The sequence below is a fragment of the Serinicoccus sp. CUA-874 genome (assembly GCF_001942225.1).
Classification (GTDB): domain Bacteria; phylum Actinomycetota; class Actinomycetes; order Actinomycetales; family Dermatophilaceae; genus Ornithinicoccus; species Ornithinicoccus marinus.
This window is the reverse complement of record NZ_MKJZ01000011.1, coordinates 265,999-288,304: the sequence shown is the minus strand read 5'-3', so window position 1 is coordinate 288,304 and position 22,306 is coordinate 265,999. Positions and strand designations below refer to the sequence as shown.

At 73.3% G+C, this 22,306-nt stretch carries 19 protein-coding genes; 11 read left to right on the top strand and 8 right to left on the bottom strand.

Features of this window, described 5'->3' with window-relative positions; translation table 11 throughout:
• Positions 1 to 126 precede the first annotated feature (126 nt).
• Both BJF80_RS21040 and deoD read left to right on the top strand, forming a co-directional pair.
• Positions 127 to 1,380, top strand: a complete 1,254-nt coding sequence (locus tag BJF80_RS21040; protein ID WP_075811804.1) for a glycosyltransferase — start codon at positions 127 to 129, stop codon at positions 1,378 to 1,380.
• A gap of 1,575 nt (positions 1,381 to 2,955) precedes the next feature.
• Positions 2,956 to 3,681, top strand: a complete 726-nt coding sequence (gene deoD / locus BJF80_RS05050; RefSeq protein WP_075811802.1) for a purine-nucleoside phosphorylase — start codon at positions 2,956 to 2,958, stop codon at positions 3,679 to 3,681.
• A gap of 30 nt (positions 3,682 to 3,711) precedes the next feature.
• Here deoD and BJF80_RS05045 read toward each other — a convergent pair whose 3' ends face one another.
• The 8 genes from BJF80_RS05045 to BJF80_RS05015 form a co-directional block, all read right to left on the bottom strand.
• Complete coding sequence (locus BJF80_RS05045; protein ID WP_075811800.1) at positions 3,712 to 4,734, bottom strand: alpha/beta fold hydrolase; 1,023 nt, start codon at positions 4,732 to 4,734, stop codon at positions 3,712 to 3,714.
• Positions 4,735 to 4,752: 18 nt separating this feature from the next.
• Positions 4,753 to 5,619, bottom strand: a complete 867-nt coding sequence (locus tag BJF80_RS19765; protein ID WP_237767425.1) for an NUDIX hydrolase — start codon at positions 5,617 to 5,619, stop codon at positions 4,753 to 4,755.
• Positions 5,620 to 5,630: 11 nt separating this feature from the next.
• Positions 5,631 to 5,867 carry a hypothetical protein gene (locus tag BJF80_RS19760; RefSeq protein WP_237767424.1) on the bottom strand — a complete coding sequence of 79 codons (237 nt, stop codon included), beginning with the start codon at positions 5,865 to 5,867 and terminating at the stop codon, positions 5,631 to 5,633.
• Positions 5,864 to 7,330: an aldehyde dehydrogenase family protein gene (locus BJF80_RS05035; protein ID WP_237767423.1), complete on the bottom strand. Its 1,467-nt coding sequence runs from the start codon at positions 7,328 to 7,330 to the stop codon at positions 5,864 to 5,866. Before BJF80_RS05035 ends, BJF80_RS19760 begins: the two co-directional genes overlap by 4 nt.
• A 99-nt stretch (positions 7,331 to 7,429) precedes the next feature.
• Positions 7,430 to 8,374: a type IV toxin-antitoxin system AbiEi family antitoxin domain-containing protein gene (locus BJF80_RS05030; RefSeq protein WP_075811798.1), complete on the bottom strand. Its 945-nt coding sequence runs from the start codon at positions 8,372 to 8,374 to the stop codon at positions 7,430 to 7,432.
• Positions 8,375 to 8,534: 160 nt separating this feature from the next.
• Complete coding sequence (locus BJF80_RS05025; RefSeq protein ID WP_075811796.1) at positions 8,535 to 8,948, bottom strand: alpha/beta fold hydrolase; 414 nt, start codon at positions 8,946 to 8,948, stop codon at positions 8,535 to 8,537.
• Positions 8,872 to 9,282 carry a helix-turn-helix domain-containing protein gene (locus tag BJF80_RS05020; RefSeq protein WP_143553981.1) on the bottom strand — a complete coding sequence of 137 codons (411 nt, stop codon included), beginning with the start codon at positions 9,280 to 9,282 and terminating at the stop codon, positions 8,872 to 8,874. Before BJF80_RS05020 ends, BJF80_RS05025 begins: the two co-directional genes overlap by 77 nt.
• Before the next feature lie 809 nt (positions 9,283 to 10,091).
• Entirely contained in the window at positions 10,092 to 10,589 is a 498-nt protein-coding gene (locus BJF80_RS05015) for a hypothetical protein (protein ID WP_143553980.1), read from the bottom strand.
• Between the two features lie 73 nt (positions 10,590 to 10,662).
• Between BJF80_RS05015 and BJF80_RS05010 the strand changes: the two genes are divergently transcribed.
• The 9 genes from BJF80_RS05010 to BJF80_RS04980 all read left to right on the top strand — a co-directional run bounded on the left by BJF80_RS05010 (position 10,663) and on the right by BJF80_RS04980 (position 22,303).
• Positions 10,663 to 11,775 carry a 3-hydroxyacyl-CoA dehydrogenase NAD-binding domain-containing protein gene (locus BJF80_RS05010; protein WP_237767422.1) on the top strand — a complete coding sequence of 371 codons (1,113 nt, stop codon included), beginning with the start codon at positions 10,663 to 10,665 and terminating at the stop codon, positions 11,773 to 11,775.
• A complete protein-coding gene (locus tag BJF80_RS19755; protein WP_237767421.1) occupies positions 11,772 to 11,909 on the top strand; it encodes a 3-hydroxyacyl-CoA dehydrogenase family protein in 138 nt (45 codons plus the stop codon). Before BJF80_RS05010 ends, BJF80_RS19755 begins: the two co-directional genes overlap by 4 nt.
• A complete protein-coding gene (locus tag BJF80_RS05005) occupies positions 11,906 to 12,355 on the top strand; it encodes a hotdog fold thioesterase (RefSeq protein ID WP_202817138.1) in 450 nt (149 codons plus the stop codon). Before BJF80_RS19755 ends, BJF80_RS05005 begins: the two co-directional genes overlap by 4 nt.
• A 195-nt stretch (positions 12,356 to 12,550) precedes the next feature.
• Positions 12,551 to 13,864 (top strand): phenylacetate--CoA ligase PaaK, encoded by a 1,314-nt coding sequence (paaK, locus tag BJF80_RS05000; protein WP_075811790.1) that lies wholly within the window; start codon positions 12,551 to 12,553, stop codon positions 13,862 to 13,864.
• A 211-nt stretch (positions 13,865 to 14,075) separates the two neighbouring features.
• Positions 14,076 to 17,021 carry an FtsX-like permease family protein gene (locus BJF80_RS18725; protein ID WP_158068474.1) on the top strand — a complete coding sequence of 982 codons (2,946 nt, stop codon included), beginning with the start codon at positions 14,076 to 14,078 and terminating at the stop codon, positions 17,019 to 17,021.
• Between the two features lie 17 nt (positions 17,022 to 17,038).
• A complete protein-coding gene (locus BJF80_RS21035; protein WP_321166345.1) occupies positions 17,039 to 17,713 on the top strand; it encodes an FtsX-like permease family protein in 675 nt (224 codons plus the stop codon).
• Positions 17,710 to 20,505, top strand: coding sequence for an FtsX-like permease family protein (locus BJF80_RS04990; protein WP_075811786.1), 2,796 nt, complete (start codon positions 17,710 to 17,712; stop codon positions 20,503 to 20,505). Before BJF80_RS21035 ends, BJF80_RS04990 begins: the two co-directional genes overlap by 4 nt.
• The gene (locus BJF80_RS04985; protein WP_083673459.1) at positions 20,502 to 21,509 is read left to right on the top strand and encodes an ABC transporter ATP-binding protein; all 1,008 of its coding nucleotides are present in this window, start codon (positions 20,502 to 20,504) and stop codon (positions 21,507 to 21,509) included. The genes BJF80_RS04990 and BJF80_RS04985 overlap by 4 nt, the downstream gene beginning before the upstream one ends.
• Entirely contained in the window at positions 21,506 to 22,303 is a 798-nt protein-coding gene (locus BJF80_RS04980; RefSeq protein WP_083673458.1) for an ABC transporter ATP-binding protein, read from the top strand. The genes BJF80_RS04985 and BJF80_RS04980 overlap by 4 nt, the downstream gene beginning before the upstream one ends.
• Positions 22,304 to 22,306 lie beyond the last annotated feature (3 nt).

Genomic DNA, 22,306 nt, shown 5'->3' with positions numbered 1-22,306 from the left:
CGATGTGCCAAGTCATCGACCTTCGAGCGCCGTCGGCGCGAGTCAGAGCACAGATCAGTTCTGGGCGCGTTGCGTGTCCACGGAGCCGCCCGGTGACGCTCACCGCACCCGAGGCACCATGGAGGTATGCCCATTGCGATCCTGGCCGGGGGCAGCCGGGGCGACTACCAGCCCGTCCTCGCGGTGGCCCGGGAGCTGCAGGCGCGCGGGCACGACGTCGGGGTCACGGCGTCGAGCGACTTCGCCCCCACCCTCCGCGACGACGGGCTGGCCGTCGAGGAGATCCGCGTCGACGCCATGCGGATCTACCGCGAGGGCACCGTCGCCGAGCGCATGGCCGGCGCGAGCATCGGGCGCCAGGTCGGCGCGCTGCGCCACCAGGCCGAGGCGATGGCACCCGAGCTCGCTCGCGCCCTCGTCGACCTCTGGCCGCGCTACGACGCCATCGTCTCCACCGCCCTGACGTTCCCCTGGGCCGGGCAGCTCTCCGCGCATGACCCGCGCCCGCAGGTGCTCATGCTCTTCGTCCCCGCCCTGCCGTCGGTCTGGGGCGACGCCAGCATGTTCGCCACCCGCGCGGGCCGCTCCCCGCGCAACCTCCTCGACGGCCTGCGCGCGCTCGGCCCCGGCATGGCGATGGGCTCCCCCGTCGCCGATGCGCTCGCCGGCCACGGCATCCCGCGCGGCTCGGGGGTGCGGGCGGCACGGCATACCCTCACCGTCCCCGCCTTCATCGCGCACTCACCGCAGCTCATCGCGCCGCGCCGGGTCAGCGGCCGCCGCATCGTGCTGACCGGCTATCCCTTCCGCGACTCGCCCCCGGGCACGACCCTCGACGCCGACCTCGAGCGCTTCCTCGCAGCGGGTCCGCCGCCGGTCTACGCCGGCTTCGGCAGCCAGAGCCTGCGCCAGACGCAGGAGGCTCTGCGGCACACGATCGAGGGCGCGCTCGCCGCCGGGCACCGCGTGGTCGCGCTGCGCGGCACCGGGCTCGAGGAGAGGTATGACGAGCGCGTCACCTTCGTCGACGGTGCGCCGCACGACCTGCTCTTCCCCCGGATGTCCGCGATCGCCCACCACGGCGGCGCCGGCACCACCGCAGAGGCGACGCGCTCGGGCGTACCGCAGGTCGTCGTGCCCTTCGCGCTGGACCAGCCGTTCTTCGCCCGGCGGGCGCACGAGATCGGCGTGGCCGCGGCTCCGGTGCCGGTGGGGCGCACCTCCGTCGACACCCTGCGCGGTGCCTTCCGTGCGGTCGGCGACAGCGGGACACGACGCCAGGCGGCGCTGATCGGGGCACGCGTCCGGGCCGAGCGCGGCCCGCAGGCGGCGGCCGACCGGATCGAGGCGACCCTGCTCAGGCCTCGCCGAGCACAGTGACGAGCCGGTCCACCATCCGCCGCGCCTGCTGCTCATATCGGAGTCCGAGGTTATCAGGGACAGTACGGCGAGCCGATGGCTCATGACACGAGCTAGTCGCAACTCATCTAAGCGGGCGAAGTCGACGCAAGCCAAGGTGTGATTGACACCGGGCGTGGTGAGCGCTCTTTCAGGGGGTGTAACGCGAGCACTGGCGAGGTGCTCACGCTGATGTTAGCGTGACCTGCCTACGCTATTTACCGAAATGCAAGGGGATGCCATGAGCAGGCGATTGGGCGTTGTGATCGCGCTGCCGCTATTTGCAGTGTCAGGCCTCGCAGGGCCAGCGGTGTCGGCCGCGGAGGGCAATACTACGGAGAACATCGAAACGGTAATCTCGACCGAAGAAGTGACGGAGAAGGTCCATCATGAAGAGATACGGTGAGTATGTTACCTTTACCGACATTAAGACTACTTCTCTGCTGACGGGGACAGACGATGTCAGCACGACCACAGCGAACACTTCGTCTGGGTGTCGTGTCACCGAGTGGGCGGGAGATCCTCAAATGGTGCGCGGTAGTTCCGCTCCTGACACGAAGTATGTTGCCGCTAGTGGTTACAAGACCTTATCTCCTGCGTGTAACCGTAATGACATATCTAAGTCTTTAAAGGAGTGTAGGTGGGGCGGTTGTTCCTACCACACCACAAGAGATGACGACTCGGGTGACGTCTATCCCGGCGGAACGAAGTGGCCTGACGTCTCCTACACATGTTGGGATTTACGTGAATACTACGCGCTCAGCGGGCTGTACCAATATGGAAGTAGCGATCGAGTTAGGTTGTGCGGATGAGCGCCACCGTTCGATCTGACACTCAAGAGCAGATAACCGGTCGCGGCCTGGGTGCAGGAATGCAGGTCTTCGTTGGCCTAAGTGTCATCATCGCCGTAGGGGCGGCTGAGCACCTATACAAATGGGCGAACGTGGATGGCCGCCCATCTTTGGTTGCTCTGGCTGGCGGTTTGTCTCTAGGTGCCTTGTTGTGCGGCATCGTCGGTTTGTCAAGTACGCGGCTAGCGGGACCTTTCCTGTGGTCTTTAGTGGCTGGATTGGGTTTGGTCATTGTGTGGGGTGTCATAGCTACGCAAGGCAGCGTCATTCCCCCATCTGACATTCCAATGCGACCCATCTTCCCCGAACTAGTTATAGCCATGGCGTGGAATTTCGCCACCTGGTGTACCTTCGGTGCGGCTCTTGGTTCACTCATCAGGGTCCGAACCCTACGGCAGCGGAAGGGAACCACAGGCTGATCTGGACTTTCGCCCACGTCGTGCGAGGACCAGTGCTCGCTGAGCGCGGCTAGCACCCGGCCGCCGGCCCCGCGGACTGGCGAGGGCCGCCGATGTAGGTGGACGTCCAGCGGTGCCCGGTGAGCGACTCTGTGGGGCGGCGCGTTGTTGCCCCGGTCGTGGCCCGGACCGCGCTGCGGTTCGGGCTCGTTCTCGCCCGCGCAGCCCATCAGCCGCGCAGGAGAGCAGGGTGAGAGCCGGATGAGGGGACGGTGAGAGGGGCCCGCGCGAGCGCATACCCTGGGGCGGTGAGCACCCACATCGCCGCCGAGCCCGGCCAGATCGCCCCCCGTGTCCTCCTGCCCGGCGACCCGCTGCGCGCCCGCTGGATCGCCGAGAACTTCCTGGACGACCCCGTCTGCTACACCGAGGTGCGCGGCATGCTCGGCTTCACCGGCACCTACCGCGGCGAGCAGGTCTCGGTGCAGGGCACCGGCATGGGGCAGCCGTCGGCCTCGATCTACGTCAACGAGCTGATCAGCGAGTATGCCGTGCAGCAGCTCATCCGCGTCGGCTCCTGCGGGGCGCTCACCGAGCGGCTGAAGGTCCGCGACGTCGTGCTCGCGCAGGCCGCGGCGACCGACAGCTCGATGAACACCATCCGCTTCGGCGGCTACCACTACCCCGCGACGGCCGACTTCGGGCTGCTGCGCGCGGCGGTCGAGGCTGCCGAGGCGGCGGACGCGCCGCACCTGGTCGGGACGGTCTTCTCCTCCGACAGCTTCTACCACTCGCGCCCCGAGCTGACCCAGAAGGTCGTGGAGTACGGCGTCGTCGCGGTCGAGATGGAGGCCGCCGAGATCTACACCCTCGCCGCGCAGCACGGCCGGCAGGCGCTCGCGGTCTGCACCGTGTCCGACCACATCGTCACCGGCGAGGAGACGAGCGCCCAGGAGCGCGAGCAGACCTTCGGCGACATGATCACGATCGCCCTCGACGCCGCGCTGGCCACGCCGCTGCCGACCGCGTCCTGACCGGCCGCGCGGTGTGCGGCCGGTCGGCCCTCAGGCCTGGAGGAAGGCGCGGACGTCGTCGACGAAGCGCTCCGGCTGCTCCAGGTGCGGACTGTGGCCGCAGCCCTCGTAGACCACCTCGGTGAACTGGCCGGCCGCCTGCAGCACCGCCCGCATCTGGCTCACCATCGGCTGGGTCGGGCAGACCTCCTCGCCGGGGTAGCCCGGGACCGCGCCGAGCTTGCCGAGCTGGGCCAGGTCGAACATCGAGGTGTCGGACACGATCTGGTCGGCGTCGCCGCGGATCCACAGCACCGGCGGCGCCGGGTCGAGGTCGGCGAAGCCGGACTGGTCGAGGTACTTCGGCGACAACGCGTTGTTCATCCCCGTCGTCCCCGGCGCCACGCCCGGCCAGTTGTCGCTGGTCGCGGTGCCGCCCGGGTAGACGTCGTCGCCCACCGTCGTCTTCAGCATCGCGTCGAGGTATGCCTCCTCCACCTCGGGCGCGAAGGTGAAGCCGGGCGCGACATAGAACGAACGCAGCGTCGTGCGCGGGCTCGTCGGCTCCTCGCCGCGGTCCCCCGCCGCGAGCGCCGCGCAGAACTGCGGGTTGGCGGTGCCGCCGCCGCTCCCGGCGAAGTCGTCGGCGACCGGGCGACCGTCCTCGCCGGTGCTGCCGCCGAAGCCGAACGGGCTGCCCGGCGCCTCCAGCACCAGCCGCCGCACCCGGCCCGGGTGGTCCATCGCCAGCTGGAGCGCGACGTTGCCGCCCGCCGACCAGCCGAGCACGTCCACCGATCCCTCCACGCCCAGCGCGTCGAGGACCGCCGCGACGTCGTCGGACAGGTCCGCCATGCCCCGGGTGGCGTCGATCGTGGCCCGGGCGGAGTCGCCATACCCGCGGAAGTCGGGCGCGAGCACGTGGAAGTCGGCGGCGAGCTCCTCGATGAGCACGTCGAAGAAGGCCGACGACGACACGTTGCCGTGGATGAGCACGACGGTCGGCGAGCCGGGGTCACCGGCCTCGCGGACGGCGGTGGTGGTGCGGGCGGTCTGGACGTCACGGAGTCTCATGACGGCATCCTGCCAGCCTCACTCCTGCGTCGGTATGCCGTCCTCCAGCACCAGCCCGGCCGCCTCGCCGGACCCGATCGAGGCCAGGTGGCGGGCGACGTAGGGCGCGACGCGGCCCTCGAGGTGCCGCGGCTCGACCCAGTGCAAAGCCCGCAGCTCGGTGCGCTGCAGCACCGCCTCGTCGGTCACGCCGGGCCGGACGCCGAGGTCGAAGACCAGCAGCAGCGCGTCGGTCCACTGCTTGTAGCGCGGCAGCCAGTTGACCGCGAGCAGGTCACCGACCGGGAGCTCCAGCCCCAGCTCCTCACGGATCTCCCGGGCCAGGGTGGCGCGCGGCGACTCGTCAGGATCGACCACTCCGCCGGGCAGGTCCCAGTCCTGCTTGTAGGTCAGCTCGCACAGCAGCACCCGCCCCGCGTCGTCGCGCAGCAGCCCCTGGGCGATGAGCCGCTTGCGCGGGAGGGTGGCGTCGAGCATGCCGAGGAAGGCGCCCGGCTCGCCGGGTGCGGGATCGTCCGCGAGCCGCGCCAGCCGCAGCAGGTCGACGGGTATGCCCTCGGCCGTGCTCCCGCGCCCACGGCTGATCCCCTCGGGTCGCAGCCCGGCCCGCTGCAGCACCCGCCGCGTGTCGGCGTCGTCGGTGCGCACCTCGGCCTCCACCCGTTGGCGCCCCGCGGCGAAGGCCTCCTCGACCAGCCGGCCCACCGCGGCCACCGCGGTCTCGGGGTCCCGGCCGCGCAGCCCGGACAGGCCCGCCAGCGCGACCACCCCGTCGGCCACGGCCCGCAGCCGGGTCGCGGCGGGCTCGGCCTCCTCGTGCGGGGCGTCCGGGGCCGCCGGTGCACCACCGTCAGGTGCGGCGGGCGGGTCATCGGGTGCGGGCATACCCTCGGGCCTCAGACGTGGCGCCGGCTGGTGATGACCCGGAACCGGTTGGCGACGAAGGCGGCATCCGCGTAGGCGGCATTGGCCGCGGGGTTGGCGCCGGTGCCGTGGAAGTCGGAGAAGGCGGCCGTCTGGTTGACGAAGATCTGGCCGGTGAGGTTCTCCGACAGCGCCACCCCGGCGTCCGCGGCGGCCTCCCGCGCGTCGTCCAGGACCTCTTCGTCGGTGGCATACACCGCCGCGGTCATGCCGCCGTGCTCGGCGACGGTCCGCGAGAAGCGGCGCAGCGAGTCGGCGGTGTCCTCGGTACGGACGACGAAGGCGACCGGGCCGAAGCACTCCTGGGTGTATGCCTCGTCGTTGGTCGCGTCGACCCCCACCAGGGCCGGGGTGCGCACCACGCGTCGGGGTAGGTCGGGTGGGCGACCGCGCGGCTGTCGAGGACGACGTCGCCGCCGAGGCGGTCGGCCAGGGCGGGGATGTCGGTCGCGCGGCCGCGGACGTCGTCGTTGACCGTGGCGCCAAGGATCTCGACCGCCTTGGCGTCGTCAGCGGTGAAGCGGCTGATGGCCTGGCCGAGCTTGTCGGCGAACTCCCCCGCGGACAGGTCGCCCTCGTCGGTGCGGACGGTCGGCGGGACGTAGACGTTCTGCGGGGCAGTGCACATCTGCCCGGAGTAGAGCGAGAAGGAGAAGGCGAGGTTGCCAAGCATGCCCTTGAGGTCGTCGGTGGAGTCGACGACGACGGTGTTGAGGCCGGCCTTCTCGGTGTAGACGAGCTTGCCCGCGCCCGCCGCCTCGGTCTCCAGCCAGTGGCCGAAACCGGGGCCGCCGGTGTAGTCGATGATCTTGACCGCGTCGTGCAGGGCGAGGTCCTTGGCGAGCGTGCCGCCGTCGTCCTCGGCCGCGAGCTGCACCAGGGCCGAGTCGAAGCCGGCCTCGGCGAGCGTCTCGCGGGCGATCTGGGTGGTCAGCGCGAGCGGCAGGACGGCGCGCGGGTGCGGCTTGATGACGACCGGGTTGCCGGTGGCGAGGCTGGCGAAGATGCCGGGGTAGGCGTTCCACGTCGGGAAGGTGTTGCAGCCGATGACCAGCGCCACGCCGCGCGGCACCACGCGGTAGTCCTTCTGCATGCGGATCGGGTCGCCCTTGGCCGGCTTCTCCCAGGTCACCGAGCCGGGGACGCGCCGCTGCTCCTCGAGCGCGACGACGACCGCCTCGAGCGCGCGGTCCTGCGCGTGCGGGCCGCCGGCCTGGAAGGACATGACGAAGGGCTGCCCCGAGGTGTGCATGACCGCGTGCGCCATCTCGTGGCTGCGGGCGTTGATCCGCTCGATGACCTCGGTGAGCACCGCGGCGCGGACCTCGGCGCCGGCGTCGCGCCAGGCGGGCATCGCCTCCTGGGCCGCGGTCATCGCGGCCTCGACGTCGAGCTCGGGGTAGCGCACCCCGAGGGTCGGGCCGTAGGGGCTCTTCTCCGAGCCGACGCTGCGGCCGGTCGTGGGCTGCTCTGCGAGCCCGTCGAAGTCCTTGTTGAGCGTCTCCTGGTGGGCGAGCTGGCCGCGCTCGGAGGAGCCCTCGCCGTAGACGCGGGGGCTCGGCGACTCGGGGTAGCGGCTGTAGTAGCTGCGCTCCCGCAGCGCCTGCGTCGCCGCCTCCAGGGTCTCGCGGTGGGTGTCCAGCAGGGGGTGCGTCGTCGCGGTCGTGGCCATGAGCCTCAGGGTAACGACGCCCGCGCGGGCCTGCCCAGCGGCATACCTGGGCGGTTGCGTCCCGTGGAAGTCGCGAAGGGTGCCGACTCCCACGGGACGCTAACCGGCCCACCCGCCGCGTCGGAGCGCCGAGGCGATCTGGTCGAGGAAGACCGCGGGGTCCAGCCGCCAGCCGAGGACCGGGATCTGCAGCGAGACGAGGTCGCGCTGGTCGATGGCGAGGGCGTTGCCGCGCACGGCGTCGTCGACCCCGTGCAGACCCCACTGGTGGTGGGCGCCCTGGATCTCGCCGTGCACGCCGTAGTCGTCCCAGAAGAGGTCGAGATAGACCCGCCCCGCGCCGACGGTCCGGGTGCTCTGCCGGCTCGGAGCAGGTATGCCGTGGGCCCGGCACGCCGCGACGACGTCCAGCTCGTTGATCGAGTGGGAGCCGTCGCAGACGTCGCGGATCACGGCACCGAGCAGCTGCCGTCGGGCGCAGCGTCGCGTCCCGCCCCAGCGGTCCATCAGCGCGCTGGTCGACACGAGGCGCTGCTGCACCGTCATCGCCACCAGCGTCGCGGCGGCCCGGTCCGTGCGCTCCCACTGCGCGGCGCGCAGGAGCGCCACGTCGGTCTTGGTCCGCCGCAGCCCGACGGGGATCGCCGGCCCGAGGTCACGCAGGACGTGGTGCCGGACGCCGGGCAACGAGCGGACGGTGGCGTTGCGCGGGACCGAGACGTCGATGGGCGAGGCCTCCCAGTGCTTCAGCCCGGAGACGACCAGGGAGGTCGCGCCGTCCAGCACCGCACGAGGGCCGGACTCCCACAACGCCCACCAGAAGAGCCCTTCGCCTCGCGGCTCGGTGCCCGCGATGCACAGGGTGTGGCAGCCGGCGCGGTGCCACACCCCGCGATCGACCTCGGCCCGGATGTCCTCGTCGGTCAGTCCCTCGGCGATCAGGTCCGCGCGTCGGACGACGCCGGAGTGGCGGTCCGCCAGCAGGCGTGCGACCTCGTGGCGCCAGGCACGTCGGCGGGCCGCAGCGCTCGGCGCTCGTGCCATGCCTCCCCCTGCCCGCACCTGCCCCCCGGCTCGTGCGTCGTCCCCCAGCCTGACAGAGGTGGACCTCCCGTGGCCCCGGTCGTCCACAGCCCCACGACGTCCCGTGGGAGTCGGGAAGGGTCCCGACTCCCACGGGACCGTCGTGACCCGGTGAGGGAGCTCAGCTCCTGCCGTCGGCGAAGGCCAGCAGGTCGCGGACGACCTGCTCCGGCTCCTCGAGCGCAGGCCAGTGACCGCCCTCCGGGTAGAGGGTGAAGCGCTCCACGGCGAAGCATCGCTCACACAGCTCACGCGGCGGCATCATCAGGTCGCCGCCGAAGAGGGCGAAGGCGGTCGGCACCTCGACCTTGGCGGGTGTCCACGCCTCGCCACCGGCCGAGCCACTCCAGGCGGACTGCTCCGCCGAGCCCGCGCCGTCACCGGCCGGCTCCTCCCAGGCGTCCGCATGCCAGTTCGCCTCGGGCTCGGAGTAGAGCGATTGAACGAACCGGCCGTCCTCACCCGGCCGGCTGCCGAAGGAGTCGAGGTCGGCGGCGAGGATCCAGGCCGGGCTCGTCCCGGCGACCGCGCGCACCCCCCCGGGTCATGTGCGCCTGGTCGCTGTAGCCCGCCTCCACCGCGGCCTCGGCGAGGGTCCGACCTGCGTGCAGGAGCCGGTATGCAGCACGCGCCCGCGCCAGCTGCTGCAGCTGTTTCGGGCCCATCCCCGCCACCACGCTGGACCGGCGCCGCAGCTGCCGGTCGGAGTAGGCCGGGGCGTCCCCGGCGAGCGCGGCCGCGATGGCCTCGTCGGTCACGAGCACGCCCCGCCGGTGCAGCAGGGTGACCATCTCCTCCAGGGCGCGGGTGTCGGCATACCCCGGGACGGCAGTCGGACCCCACCGATCTCGACGAACGCGCCGTCGCACGGCAGGTCGCGCATCTCGCCGAGCAGCGACAGCTTCGGGACGTGCCGGAGGAAGACGTGCGCGGGCAGCTCGACGCCCCAGCCGCGCTCCCCTGCGCGCAGGTCGAGGGTCCGCGGCTGCGTGCTGGGCCCGATGAGGGTGGCGACGACGTCGGTATGCCCGTGGCGTCGGCTGAACGCGATGCCCCAGAACTCGTTCGCCGCGTCGGTCTAGGTAGTCCTCCTCCACCTCGACCCACCACAGGACGGAGACCAGCGGCGAGGCGGACTCGGTGAAGGTGTAGGCCACGGTGGTGACGCTAGCGCGCTGGGCCTGAGCCGAGGGGCGAGCGTCGTCGCTGTGGCTCCCCGCGCGAGCGTCCCGTGGAAGTCGGCAACGGTCACGACTTCCACGGGACGCTCTGGAGCGGGCCTCTCAGGCGACCGGCTGCTGCAGGTCCACCGACCAGCCGGCGCCGTCGCCGTCGAAGGGCGTGACGTCATACACCTCTCGGCAGGTGCCGTGCGGGGTGAGGCCGCGGTCTCGACCTCGGCGACGAGCCCCTGCCAGGCCTGCTGGATGCCGGATAGGTCACCGCCGGTGTAGCGGACGGTCAGCGCCCTTGGCTGGGCCTCGACCGTCGCCCGCTCCAGGTCGTCGGGGACGGGCGCGGGGGGCTCGCTCAGCGGCCGAACAGGCGGGCGAAGAACCCCTTGCGCGCAGGCTCGGAGGTGCGGTCACCGGCCTCGTGGGTCGCTCGCCGACGCTCGGGTATGCCTCCGTTCCCGGCGCGGCGACGCCGGGCTCCACCTCCGGGCCCTCGTCGAACATCATCTCGGTCCCGAAGACCCCTTCACCCTCGAGGACCTCCCAGTCCTCCTCCACGAAGCGTCCCAGATCTCGACCCCGGTGACGTCACCCACGAGCTCCAGCACCGTGTCCTCGGTGAGCAGCTCGACGCCGTCCTCCGCGGGCAGCGCCGCCCCCTCGTCGACCTCGCGCTGGCCCGCGGAGTCCACGACGTGCCGGCGCGCCCCGTCCGGCTCGCAGACGGCGAAGGAGTAGGTGTCGCTCGTGCTGCCGAGGAGCGCGGCTACGACCCGCCGGCCCAGCGTGCGCGCGAGCATCTCATCCTCGGTGGCGAGCAGCATCATCCCGCCGACGAGGACGAGCCAGTCACCGACCCGGCGGGCGACCACCATCTCCGGGTCGGGCGAGATGCTCGCCTCGTCCCCGCTCGTCCGGGCCCCGGTCGGCCGCAGCCCCACCGCCGCGAGGTCCTCGACCGCCGCGCCCTCGACATACACCAGCCCCATGTTCATTCCCATGACGCCAGTATGCCGACGCGGCGCCCCCGGGCGCCGTCGTCCACAGGCGGACCGCTCGTGCCATGGTGGACCCATGCCAGAGTCGCCGACGCCGCCGCACGCCCTGCTCAGCCCTCCGGACCAGGCCGCGGTCGCCGTCATCGGGGCCGGGGCGATGGGCGCCGGGATCGCGCAGGTCGCGGCGCAGGCCGGCCACCCCGTGATCCTCGTGGACGCGCAGCCGGAGGCGGCCGAGCGCGCGGTGGCAGGGTTGCGGGCGACCTTCGACAAGCTCGTCGCCAGGGACAAGGTCACCCGGGAGGACGCGGACGCCACCTTGGGGCGGGTCACGCCGCACACCACCGCCGACATGAGGACCATCCCGGCGGTGGCGCTCGTGATCGAGGCCGTGGTCGAGCACCTGGACGTCAAGCGGGCGATCTTCCGCCAGCTGGAGAGCGCGCAGCCGAGCACGACGGTCCTGGCGACCAACACCTCCTCGCTGTCGATCGACGACATCGTCGGGGAGGCCGGCTCCGGGCACGACGCGGCGCTGCACGGCGGCACCTCGCCTGCCATGGCCCACCCGGAGCGGGTCCTCGGCCTGCACTTCTTCAACCCGCCGCCACTGATGAGGCTCGTCGAGGTCATCACGGGCGACGACTCGGGGGCCGACGTCCTCGACGCCGCCTCGGAGCTGGTGCGCCGCTGGGGCAAGACGCCGGTGCGGTGCACCTCGACGCCGGGGTTCATCGTCAACCGCGTCGCCCGCCCGTTCTACGGCGAGGCCCAGCGCATGGTCGCCGACGGGCTCGTGGACCCGGCGACGGTCGATCTGGTGCTGCGCGGCGCCGGCTTCCGGATGGGGCCGTTCGAGCTGACCGACCTCATCGGGCAGGACGTCAACCTCGCCGTCGGCGAGTCCGTGTGGTGGCAGACCGGCGAGGACCCGCGCTACGCTCCGACCGACTGGCAGCGCGAGCTCGTGCGCGAGGGCAGGCTCGGCCGCAAGACCGGGCGCGGCGTCTTCGAGTACGACGACGGCCGGCCGGTCGACGCCGAGCCCGACGCGGCGCTCGCCGAGCAGCTGGTGGGCGGCCCGGTGCAGACCGACCCGGTCGCGCGCACCCTTGCCATGCTCGTCAACGAGGGCGTCGACCTCGTCCATCGGGGCGAGGCGAGCGCGAGGACGTCGACACCGCCATGACCCTCGGCACCAACTACCCCCACGGCCCGTTCGCCTGGCTGGAGCAGATCGGCACCGACACCGTCCGCCGGCAGCTCGCTGAGCTCGACGAGCTCTATCCCGGCGGCCGCTACCGACCGAGCGAGGCACTGTGACCGACACCGATCTCAGCCACGTCCACCGCATGTGGGACCAGGACAAGGCCTCCGCCGCGCTCGGCATCGAGCTCGTCGACGTCGAGGTCGAGACCACCGAGGGAGGCCGTCGCCTGGGTCGGGCCCGCACCCGCATGCGGATCGTCGACACGATGGTCAACGGCCACGACATCGCCCACGGGGGCTACGTCTTCACCCTGGCCGACTCCACCTTCGCGCTCGCCTGCAACGCGACCGGCCGCACGACCGTCGCGGCCAGCTGCGACATCACCTATCTCCTCCCCTCCCGTCTCGACGACGAACTGATCGCCACCGCCACCGAACGCGTCACCTACGGCCGCAGCGGGATCACGGACGTCACGGTATGCCGGGCCACCGACAATGCCGTCGTCGCCGAGTTCCGCGGCCACTCCCGGGCGGTCCGCCCGTCGTCGGGCGAGCGCTGAGGGCATCCCGGCGGACGGCATACCCCCACCACGAGCGACGCCCGGTCGAGGTGAGGACAACCACAGGTGGCGCCCGGTCGAGGCCAGGGGCAACCATTCGCGGCGCTCGGTGGAGAGACGGGGCTCGGACGGGCACGGAGGCCGGGGGCGAGGGCATACCCTGGCGGGCACCGGCGACGAAGGAGACGCGAGCGCATGACCCTGCCCGAGATCGACGAGCGCCCCGACCTGCACGACGAGGCCGAGACCTGGTCGGTCGACCAGCTGCGCGCCACCCAGCTGGAGCGGCTGCAGGCCTGCGTGCGCCGCGCGTACGACGGGGTGGAGCACTACCGCCGCCAGCTCGACGAGAGCGAGGTGCACCCCGACGACATCACGAGCCTCGACGATGTGCGGCGGCTGCCGTTCACGACCAAGGCCGACCTGCGCGACAACTACCCGTTCGGCCTGCTCGCCGTCCCACGCGAGCAGTGCGTCCGGGTCCACGCGAGCTCGGGGACGACGGGGCGACCGACCGTGGTGGGTTACACCCAGGGCGACGTCGACACCTGGGCCACCCTCGTCGCCCGCTCCCTGCGCGCCGCCGGCACCCGCCCGGGCGACATGGTGCACGTCGCCTACGGCTACGGCCTCTTCACCGGCGGGCTGGGCGCGCACTACGGCGCCGAACGGCTCGGCTGCACCGTCGTCCCGATGAGCGGTGGGCAGACGGACAAGCAGATCCAGCTCATCACCGACTTCGGGCCGCGCGTCATCATGGTGACGCCGTCCTACTTCCTCTCCCTCGTCGATGCGATGACCGAGCAGGGCATCGACCCGGCCGAGACCTCGCTGCAGATCGGCGTCTTCGGGGCCGAGCCCTGGACCGAGGCGATGCGTGGCGAGATCGAGCAGCGCTGCCGGATGCACGCGACGGACATCTTCGGGCTGTCCGAGATGATGGGCCCGGGCGTGGCCCAGGAGTGCGTCGAGACCAAGGACGGCCTCACGCTGTGGGAGGACCACTTCTACCCCGAGGTCATCGACCCGATCACCGAGGAGCCGCTGCCCGACGGCGAGGAGGGCGAGCTGGTGCTCACCGCGATGACGCGAGAGGCGATGCCGGTGCTGCGCTACCGCACGCGCGACCTCACCCGGTTGCTCCCCGGCACCGCCCGGCCCGGTATGCGCCGGCTCGCCAAGATCACCGGCCGCAGCGACGACCTCATGATCGTCCGCGGCGTCAACGTCTTCCCTACCCAGATCGAGGAGCTCGTGCTGGCGACCCCAGGGCTGACGCCGCACTTCCAGTGCGTGCTGACCAGGCCGGGACGGATGGACCAGCTGACGATCAACGTCGAGGGCGAGCCGGGCCTGGGCAGCGAGGACCGCGAGCGGCTGGCCGGTGAGCTGGGCAAGCAGGTCAAGGACCGGATCGGCACCAGCGCGCAGGTGGTGGTGCTCGCGGAGGGCGGTGTGGAGCGCTCGGTCGGCAAGGCGCGGCGGATCGTGGACCAGCGGGAGCGCTGATCGCGCGCCCGGAGGTGAGAGACCGCATACCGTGCGGTCGGTCGGCACACAGCGCGCGCGGCCGGTCCTCGCAGAGTCTGCCGTCGGTGTATGCACAGCGCGCTGCTGGTCGATGCACCGCGCGTGGCCGGTCACGAATGGGCCACGATCCGGGGACTGACGCCAGGGAAGGCATGGGCAGCGTCAGGGCCTGCGCCTAGGGTCCATGGCTATGAGGTGGGCGAGCTTCGCGACGGCGCGGGCCCGGGCGTCGTCCGGGCTGCTCCCCACGCTGCTCGCGCTGGTCGTCGTGACGACGGCGATCATCGCGGGGACGGTCGGCTACTCCGCGGCCGCCGCGAGCACGGCAGCCCGCGCCGCACTCACCCAGGGGGAGCCCACCGAGACCGGAGTCCAGGTCCAGACCCGCCTCGCCGAGGACCCCCAGAGGCAGGACGAGCTCGCGCGGTCGACGATCGCCGACGCCTTCGCCCCTGCGCCGGTGAGCATCGGCCGGCTCGTGGTGAGCGAGCCCCGCCCCACGCAGCACGACGGTTCCTCGCTCGAGGGCGAGCTCGTCGTGACCGGCGGCCCGGAGCTCGCGCCGGGCGACGCGCCGACCGACCTCGTGACGGTCGTCGACGGCACCTGGCCCGCTGAGGGCGCCGGGGACGGGAGCACCGACGCGCCATCCCCCGGTGCCCTGCACGTCGGCGCTGCCCAGGCCTGGGGCCTCGAGGTCGGCGACGTCCTTGTCGTGGCCGACCGGGCGGTCGAGATCACCGCGACCTGGCAGCCGGTGGACGCCCAGGACGCCTTCTGGTTCGGCGACGAGCTGGTCCGCACCGGCGTCGCGGACGAGGAGTCGACCCTCGGGCCGGTGGTGGTCGACGAGGAGCTCGCGCGGCAGGTCGGTGCGCCCTTCGTCCGCTGGCCTGTCCGACCCGACGCGGACGCGGTCACCCCCGACGACCTGCGGGTCCTCGCCACCGGGGCGGAGACGCTGCGGGCCGAGCTGCGCGAGGTCGAGGGCCTCACCGTGCGTGGCGTCCAGGTCCAGGGCGACCTCGCCCCCACCGCCGGGCAGGCCGCGACCAATCTCGCCACCGCCCGCGCCCTCGGCGTCGTCCCGCTGTCGGTCCTCGTCCTCGTCACCGGCCTGGCCGTGGTGCAGCTCTCCCGGTTGCTCGCGACGACTCGGGAGCCGCAGGCCCAGCTGCTCGTCGCGCGGGGTGCGACCCGCGGCCAGCTGCTGCTCAGCACCCTGGCCGAGTCGCTGGCGGTGACCGTGCTCGGCGCGGTGGCCGGCACCCTGCTCGCCCGGCTCGTCCTGCTCCTCGTCCCCGGCAGCGAGGGAGCGACCACCCGCGTCGTGCTGGCCGGGGCGCTCACCCTGCTCGGCGTGGCGCTCGCCCTGACGGCGATCGCCTGGCTGCAGGCCCGGCGCCTCGCCGGCGGCCAGGCGGTCGCCGACCGGTCCGGGCGGGCCCGCGCTGCGACCGCCCTCGCGTCGCTGGTCCTCGTGCTGGGCGCCGCCGGACTGAGCTGGTGGCAGCTGCGGCGGGCCGGGTCACCGCTCACCCGCGGCCCGGACGGGAAGCTCGGCACCGATCTCGTCGCGGGAGCCGCACCGGCGCTGCTGCTCGCCGCCGCCGCCGTCGTCGCGGTGGCCCTCCTGGGACCGCTCAGCCGCGCGGTCGAGCTGCTCACCCGCCGAACGCGCACCACCGCCGCGCACCTCTCGTCGGCGCAGGTCAGCAGACGGCTGCAGGTGTATGCCGTCCCGGTCGTCCTCACCGTCCTCGCCGTGGGCTCCACGACCCTGGCGGCGCTCTACTCCGGCACCAGCGCGCAACTGCGCGACGACCTGGCCGCCGTCGGCGAGGGCGCGCCGCTGCGGGCGGACGTCGTGCGCCCGCCCGCCACCGTGGAGCCGGGCGTCGCGCCGGCCCCGCCGCCGGACCTCGCCGAGCTGCCAGAGATCGGTGCCGCCGCGCTCGTGTGGTCCGAGCCGGACGCCCGGGTGGGCGACGTCCCCGTGCCGCTCACGCTGGCCCAGACCGGCGCCGACGGTGGGCTGGCGGAGGTCGCGAACGTGCCCCAGGGCATACCGGGCGGGCTGGTGCCCACCGGCCTGGACGCGGTGCTCGACGCCGACGGCGACGCGCCCGCCCAGCAGGCGATCACCGTGCCCGACGAGGCGACCGAGGTGACGATCGACGTGCAGGCCGAGCGGGGCGTGGACCGGTGGGAGCTGGCCCGGCTGGACGGGATTGCCGAGACCGAGCGGGAGATCGCCGACGAGCTCGCGGAGGCCGCGGCGGAGTCGCCGGGGGATGAGCCGGCACCGGAGGGTGAGCAACCACCGACCGGCGCCTCCGAGGAGCTGATCGTCGAGCGGCTGGACAGCGAGGTCGCCTCCGCCGCGGCACCTCTCGAGATCGTCCTCACCGTGCTCGTCGAGGACGTCCGGACCGGGCTGACCAGCACCGTCACCGCGGGGACGATCGAGCTGCCCGGTCCGAGGCTCACCTACGACCCCGCCACCCTCGGCGACTTCGCCGCCGAGCCCACGAGCACCGCCACGAGCCTCGGCCTCGCCCTCCCCGAGGGCCGCCAGCACCGGCTGCGCACCGTGACCTTCGAGCTCCCCGACACCCTGCCGCCGGAGGTGCCCCTCGACTTCCTCTACAGCATCAGCTCCACCACCCTCGACCTCGACCTGTCGATGCGCGCCGGGGACGTCGACCTGCTCGAGGACACCGGTGGGTGGGCCAGCACCGACGCCCTCACCGCCGAGCAGGCGCGCCGCTGGTCGCGGAGGCGGCGGACGTCGAGGAGGCCACCTTCGAGACCACGGTCCAGGTGGAGGAGGGCTACGTGGGCGACGAGGGCCCCTTCGTGCAGACCCGCACCGACAGCAACGAACCGTTCGTCCCCACCTGGCTCGACACGTCGAGCTCTCCCTGGCACCTGGAGGTGCCGGACACCCGGATCGGCGGCACCGATCTCGTCGTCGCGCCCGGCGCCGCACCGCTGGACCTCACGGGATCGCCGCCCGGTGCACCCTCGGGCTCCGGGACGGAGGACGCGTCCGGCTCGGCGGCGGTCCCGGTCGCCCTCACCCGGCAGGCAGCGGCCGCAGCCGACCTGGCCGCCGGCGACCCGATCACGCTGAGCCTGGTCGGGACGACCGTGCCCGCCCGGGTCGCAGCGGTCGTCACCGCCCTGCCCGGCCAGCAGGGCGAGACCGCCGCCCTCGCCGACTCCCGCGTCGCCTCGCTCGTCCTCGCCGGGCAGCGCCGCAGCCTGACCTGGCCGACCCAGGTCTGGGCCACGCCCGCCGCCGGCACGCAGGAGGCGGTGGACTCCCTCACCGCCCGCGACGACCTGCGCGCGGTGACCGGGCCGGGGACCGTGTCCGTCACCGACGCCACGAGCGCCGCGCGCCTGGTCTTCTGGGTCGCCTCCGCCGGGGCCGTGCTCCTCGCGCTCACCGGGATCGCGGCGGTGGCGGCGACCCTGCTCTCGTCGCGCCGCGCCGAGGTCGCGGTGCTGCGCGCCCTCGGTATGCCGCCCGCCGCGCAATCGCGCTCGCGGGCGATGGAGCTGGTCGGGGTGGTCGCGGCGGCGATCGCCGTCGGTCTGGTCGCCGGCTGGCTCGTCGGCCAGGCCGTCGTCCCCGAGCTCGCCTCCTCGACCACCCAGCCCGGGCGGCTGCGGCTTCCAGCCGCGCTCCGGCTGGAGGCGGTGCCGTGGGCGGCGGTGCTCGGCGTCGCCGCGGTCGGGTCCGGCCTGCTGGCGCTGCTGCTCGGCTCCCGGGTCCGTGCCCAGGCGCTGGACCGAACCTACCGGGAGGAGATCCGGTGAACCCGCGGCACGGCATACCTCGCCGCACCGGTGCCGTCGGGCTGGCGCGGCGCCAGTTCGCCGCGGACCCGTGGGTCTCGCTCGGGCTCGCGCTGCTCGTCGGGACGGTCGCGCTGCTGCTGACCGCGGTGCCGCGGGGGCTGGTCGACATCCAGTCGCGGCAGCTGGTGCAGGAAATCGGCGGGTTGTCGGCGGCGCAGCGTGACCTGCGGGGCGACTGGCAGCGCACGGTCGTCTACGGCTCGACCGAGGACCTGACCGGCGACCCCGCCGCCGACGGCTGGGCACCGCTGGTCGAGGGCGCCGAGCGGATCCGCGCCGGGCAGCCCGAGCCGCTGCGCAGCACGCTCGGCCCGGCGCAGTTCCTCGTCCGGCTCACCGAGGACGTGGGGTATGCCCCGCCCGTCGAGTCGGGTTACTACGCCGCCAGCCTCAGCCTGGCCGTCGACCCCGACCTGACCGAGCACGTCGAGCTCGTGAGCGGAGACTGGCCCGAGCTCGTCGTCGACACCCCCGACCTCGGCATACCCGGGCCGCAGACCGAGCCGGAGGAGGGGGCACCGGAGGAAGAGCCGGACGACGCGGAGCCGGTGCCCGTGCTGCTGCTCGACGACGCCGCGGACGAGCTTCTGCTCGAGGTGGGCGAGGAGGTGCAGGGTCTGGTCGTGGCCGGCACCTACACCCCGACGAACCCCGACGACCCGCGCTGGCAGCACGTCGACAACGGCGCCACCATGGGCACGCTCTACGACCCCAACCGCGGCGAGAGCGCCTACGCCACGGCCTTCCTCGCGCCGGACAACCGCGGCAGCATCGGCCCACCCGCCTCGACCCGGATGCGGATGTGGTTCCCCGTCCTGCCCGCGGCGATCACCGGCAGCACCGGGCAGGTCGAGACCCTGCAGGCCCAGGTCAACGGCTTCCTCGCCGAGCAGCACGTCGTGGCGACCGCGGACCAGATGCTCGACACCCAGGCGGCGCAGGTGCCGCTGTTCACCACCGACCTCACCGAGGCCCTGGGCCGCATCGTCAGCCAGCAGCGCGCGACCGCCTCGCTCCTGGCCGTCGTGGCGGCAGGCCCGTTGGGGGTGGCGCTGGCGGTGGCGGCGCTGGGGGCGCGACTGGTCGTGCACCGGCGGCGGCAGAGCCTGGCGATGACGCTCGCGCGGGGCGCCTCGCCCGCCCAGCTACGACGGGTCATCGCGGGCGAAGGGCTGCTGCTCGGCGTGCCGGCCGCGGCGCTCGGCCACCTGGTCGCCTCGGTCCTGGTGCCCGGCCCGACCACGTGGTGGCAGTGGGCCGTCACCGCCGCCGTGGCGCTGGTGCCGCCGGTCGCGCTGGCGGCCTCCGTGGACGACGCGTCGCTGCAGCAGCGTCGCAGCGACCTGTCCCCCCGCAGCGCCAACCGGTGGCGCTGGGTGGTCGAGCTCGCCGTCGTGGCGCTGGCCGGGGTGGCCACCTGGCGGCTGCTGGACCGCGGCGCCCGCGGCGACGACGCCGGCCGCAGCGGCATCGACCTCCTCGCCGCGGGCACCCCGGTGCTGATCGCGCTGGCGGCCTGCGTCCTCACGCTGCGCCTCTACCCCCTCCCGTTGCGCGCGCTCGCCGCCTCGCTGCGCCGACGCCCGGCGCTCACCCCGTTCCTCGGGGCCTCGCGGGCGCTGCGCGACCCGGCGGGCGGGCTCGTGCCCGCGCTCGCCGTCGTGCTGGGCACGGCGATCGCGCTGGTCAGCGCTGTGCTGCTCTCGACCGTCACCCGCGGCGCGGAGGTCGCGGCCTGGGAGGCGAACGGCGCCGCGGTGCGCCTCAACGGTCCGCTGCTCAGCGACGAGCTGCGGGCGGAGATCCAGCAGATCGAGGGTGTCGCCGCCGTCGGCGGCATCGGCGACACCGGCGCGACCCGCGACTTGGTGGTCGACGGCGAGCGGGAGGCGATCCGGGTCTGGGTCGCCGAGCCCGAGGTCGAGGAGGTGTATGCCCGCTCCGCACCTGTGCCCGGTCTGCCTCCGGACTTCTGGCGGGATGAGGGCATACCCGCTGTCGTCACGCTGCTCGGGGCGGACGACGTGGTGCCCGAGGGCGCGACCGACGTGCAGGTGTCGCGGCTGGGGGACGCCGAGGTCGTGGGGCACCGCGACCAGGTGCCCGGGGTCCTCGTCACCGGTTCGGGCGTCCTGGTCGACGGCGAGCGCTGGGAGGAGGCCGGCGGCAGCATGCCGGACGTCAGGAGCACCCTCGTCGCGGTCTCGGACGACGCCTCGCCCACGGAGGTCGCCGATGCGGTGACCGACCTCGTCGGCACCGGCGGCGTGGTCACGACGGTCACCACCCGGCTCGAAGCCTTCGAGGAGGCGCCGGTGACGGCCGGTCTGCGGCAGCTCTTCGTCGGTGCCACCGTCGTCTCGGGGCTGCTCACCGTGCTCGCCGTGGTCGTGGTGCAGCTCATGGGGTCGACGGCGCGCACCGCGCTGATCGCGACGCTGCGGACCCTCGGCCTCGGGGCCCGGCAGACCCGGGCGCTGACCGCCTGGGAGCTGGCCCCGCTGCTCGTCACGTCGCTGCTCGTCGGGACGCTCCTCGGGCTGGGGGTGCCCTGGGTGCTGCTCCGGGGGCTCGACCTCACCGGGCTCACCGGCGGTAGCGCCCAGCCCGCCCTGTCCCTGGACCTGCCGCTGCTGGGCGCCGTCCTCGGCGCGGTGGTCCTCACTGTCCTGATCGCCGTCACCGTCAGCGCCTGGATCGCCGGGCGCACCAACCTCGCGCAGGCGCTGCGCGTCGGGGAGGACCGATGAAGACCGAACACACCGCCCGGACCGGGCTCGCCACGTCCCGGGAGCACCGGGGCGCGGACATCTGGTGCGAAGACCTGGTGCGCATCTACTCCACCGAGGGCGTCGAGGTGCAGGCGCTGCAGGGGCTCAACCTCGTCGTCGACCCCGGCGATGTGGTCGCGCTCGTCGGCGCCAGCGGCTCCGGGAAGTCCACCCTGCTCGGCATCCTGTCCGGCCTCGACCGGCCCACCGGCGGCCGGGCGCGGGTCGCGGGGGTCGACCTGCTGTCGATGAACCGTGCGCAGCGGGTGGACTACCAGCGGCACACCGTCGGCTTCGTCTGGCAGCAGACGTCGCGCAACCTCCTGCCCTTCCTCACCGCGGCGGAGAACGTCGCGCTGCCCATGGTGATCTCGGGCAGGAAGGAGCGCGGGCAGCGGGTCGAGGAGCTGCTCGGCCTCCTCGGGGTCGGCGACTGCGCCGCCCGTCGCCCGGCCGAGCTGTCCGGCGGGCAGCAGCAGCGCGTCGCCATCGCGACCGCGCTGGCCAACTCCCCCGCCGTGCTCCTGGCGGACGAGCCGACCGGTGAGCTCGACGACGCCGCCTCCGCCCAGGTGCTCGAGGCGATGCGCGCCTCCGCCGGCGAGCTCGGCACGACGGTGCTCGTCGTGACCCACGACCCGACGGTGTCCGACCACGTGCGGCGCACGGTCGCGATCCGCGACGGGCGGACCTCCACCGAAGTGCTGCGGTATGTCGTGACCGACGAGTCAGGCGAGCAGCGGCAGGTGGCCAAGGAGTACACCGTCATCGACCGGGCCGGGCGCATCCAGCTCCCGCGGGCGCACGTCGAGGAGCTGGGGCTGCGCGACCGGGTGCGGCTCGAGGCCGAGCCCAGCCATGTGCAGGTGTGGCCGGACGACGAGGAGCACACGGGCGAGCGTCGGGGCAGATCGGACCGGACACCCCTTGCGTCCGACCATGCACCGCACGCGACGCGCCCGACACCTCAGGAGGAGCGATGAGCGAGCAGACGGCATACCAGGAGCGAGCGGCAGACAGCCCAGGCGCGGTGGTCCTCACCGGGAGCGACCTGCACCGCACCTTCGGCAGCGGCGCGACGGAGGTCCATGCCCTCGCCGGGGTCGACCTCGAGGTGCCCGCGGGGCGGCTGACCGTGGTGCGCGGGCCCTCGGGCTCCGGCAAGACGACGCTGCTCAACCTGCTCGGTGGCCTCGACCGCCCGAGCCAGGGGCAGGTGGTGCTCGACGACGGGCGGGTGCTCTCCGAGCTGCCGGAGAAGGACGTGCTCGCGGTGCGCCGTGACCGGATCGGCTACGTCTTCCAGAGCTTCGGCCTGGTGCCGGTGCTGTCGGCCGCGGAGAACGTCGAGGTGCCGCTGCGGCTGCAGAAGACCCCCGTCACCGAGCGCTCCCGCCGCGTCGAGGAGGCGCTGGAGCTCGTCGGGCTGGCGCGGCACAGCCGGCAGCGGCCCTACGAGCTCTCCGGTGGGCAGCAGCAGCGTGTCGGCATCGCCCGGGCGCTGGTCAGCGACCCCGACATCCTCATCGCCGACGAGCCGACCGGGCAGCTGGACTCCGAGACCGGCGCGATGATCATGGACCTGCTCGTCCGGCTCACCCACGAGCGGCGCATCGCCTCGGTGGTCTCCACCCACGACCCGATCCTCATGGGCCGGGCCGACCAGGTGATCGAGCTGCACGACGGTCGGCGGGTCCGAGACGACCGCCGGTCGACCGGCGAATCGTCGCCGGGGCGGCACGTCCACGGTCAGCAACGCGGAGCCACCGGCGCCTGACCG

What these genes read in the sequence shown, in the direction of transcription:
- BJF80_RS04980 (WP_083673458.1), top strand. Translation starts at nt 21,506, where the DNA reads ATGAGCGAGCAGACGGCATACCAGGAGCGAGCGGCAGACAGCCCAGGC.
- BJF80_RS05015 (WP_143553980.1), bottom strand. Translation starts at nt 10,589, where the DNA reads ATGGGAATGAACATGGGGCTGGTGTATGTCGAGGGCGCGGCGGTCGAG.
- BJF80_RS19765 (WP_237767425.1), bottom strand. Translation starts at nt 5,619, where the DNA reads ATGCCCGCACCCGATGACCCGCCCGCCGCACCTGACGGTGGTGCACCG.
- BJF80_RS04985 (WP_083673459.1), top strand. Translation starts at nt 20,502, where the DNA reads ATGAAGACCGAACACACCGCCCGGACCGGGCTCGCCACGTCCCGGGAG.
- BJF80_RS19755 (WP_237767421.1), top strand. Translation starts at nt 11,772, where the DNA reads ATGACCCTCGGCACCAACTACCCCCACGGCCCGTTCGCCTGGCTGGAG.
- BJF80_RS05010 (WP_237767422.1), top strand. Translation starts at nt 10,663, where the DNA reads ATGCCAGAGTCGCCGACGCCGCCGCACGCCCTGCTCAGCCCTCCGGAC.
- BJF80_RS21040 (WP_075811804.1), top strand. Translation starts at nt 127, where the DNA reads ATGCCCATTGCGATCCTGGCCGGGGGCAGCCGGGGCGACTACCAGCCC.
- BJF80_RS05030 (WP_075811798.1), bottom strand. Translation starts at nt 8,374, where the DNA reads ATGGCACGAGCGCCGAGCGCTGCGGCCCGCCGACGTGCCTGGCGCCAC.
- BJF80_RS19760 (WP_237767424.1), bottom strand. Translation starts at nt 5,867, where the DNA reads ATGACCGCGGCGGTGTATGCCACCGACGAAGAGGTCCTGGACGACGCG.
- BJF80_RS05035 (WP_237767423.1), bottom strand. Translation starts at nt 7,330, where the DNA reads ATGGCCACGACCGCGACGACGCACCCCCTGCTGGACACCCACCGCGAG.
- BJF80_RS18725 (WP_158068474.1), top strand. Translation starts at nt 14,076, where the DNA reads ATGAGGTGGGCGAGCTTCGCGACGGCGCGGGCCCGGGCGTCGTCCGGG.
- BJF80_RS05045 (WP_075811800.1), bottom strand. Translation starts at nt 4,734, where the DNA reads ATGAGACTCCGTGACGTCCAGACCGCCCGCACCACCACCGCCGTCCGC.
- paaK (WP_075811790.1), top strand. Translation starts at nt 12,551, where the DNA reads ATGACCCTGCCCGAGATCGACGAGCGCCCCGACCTGCACGACGAGGCC.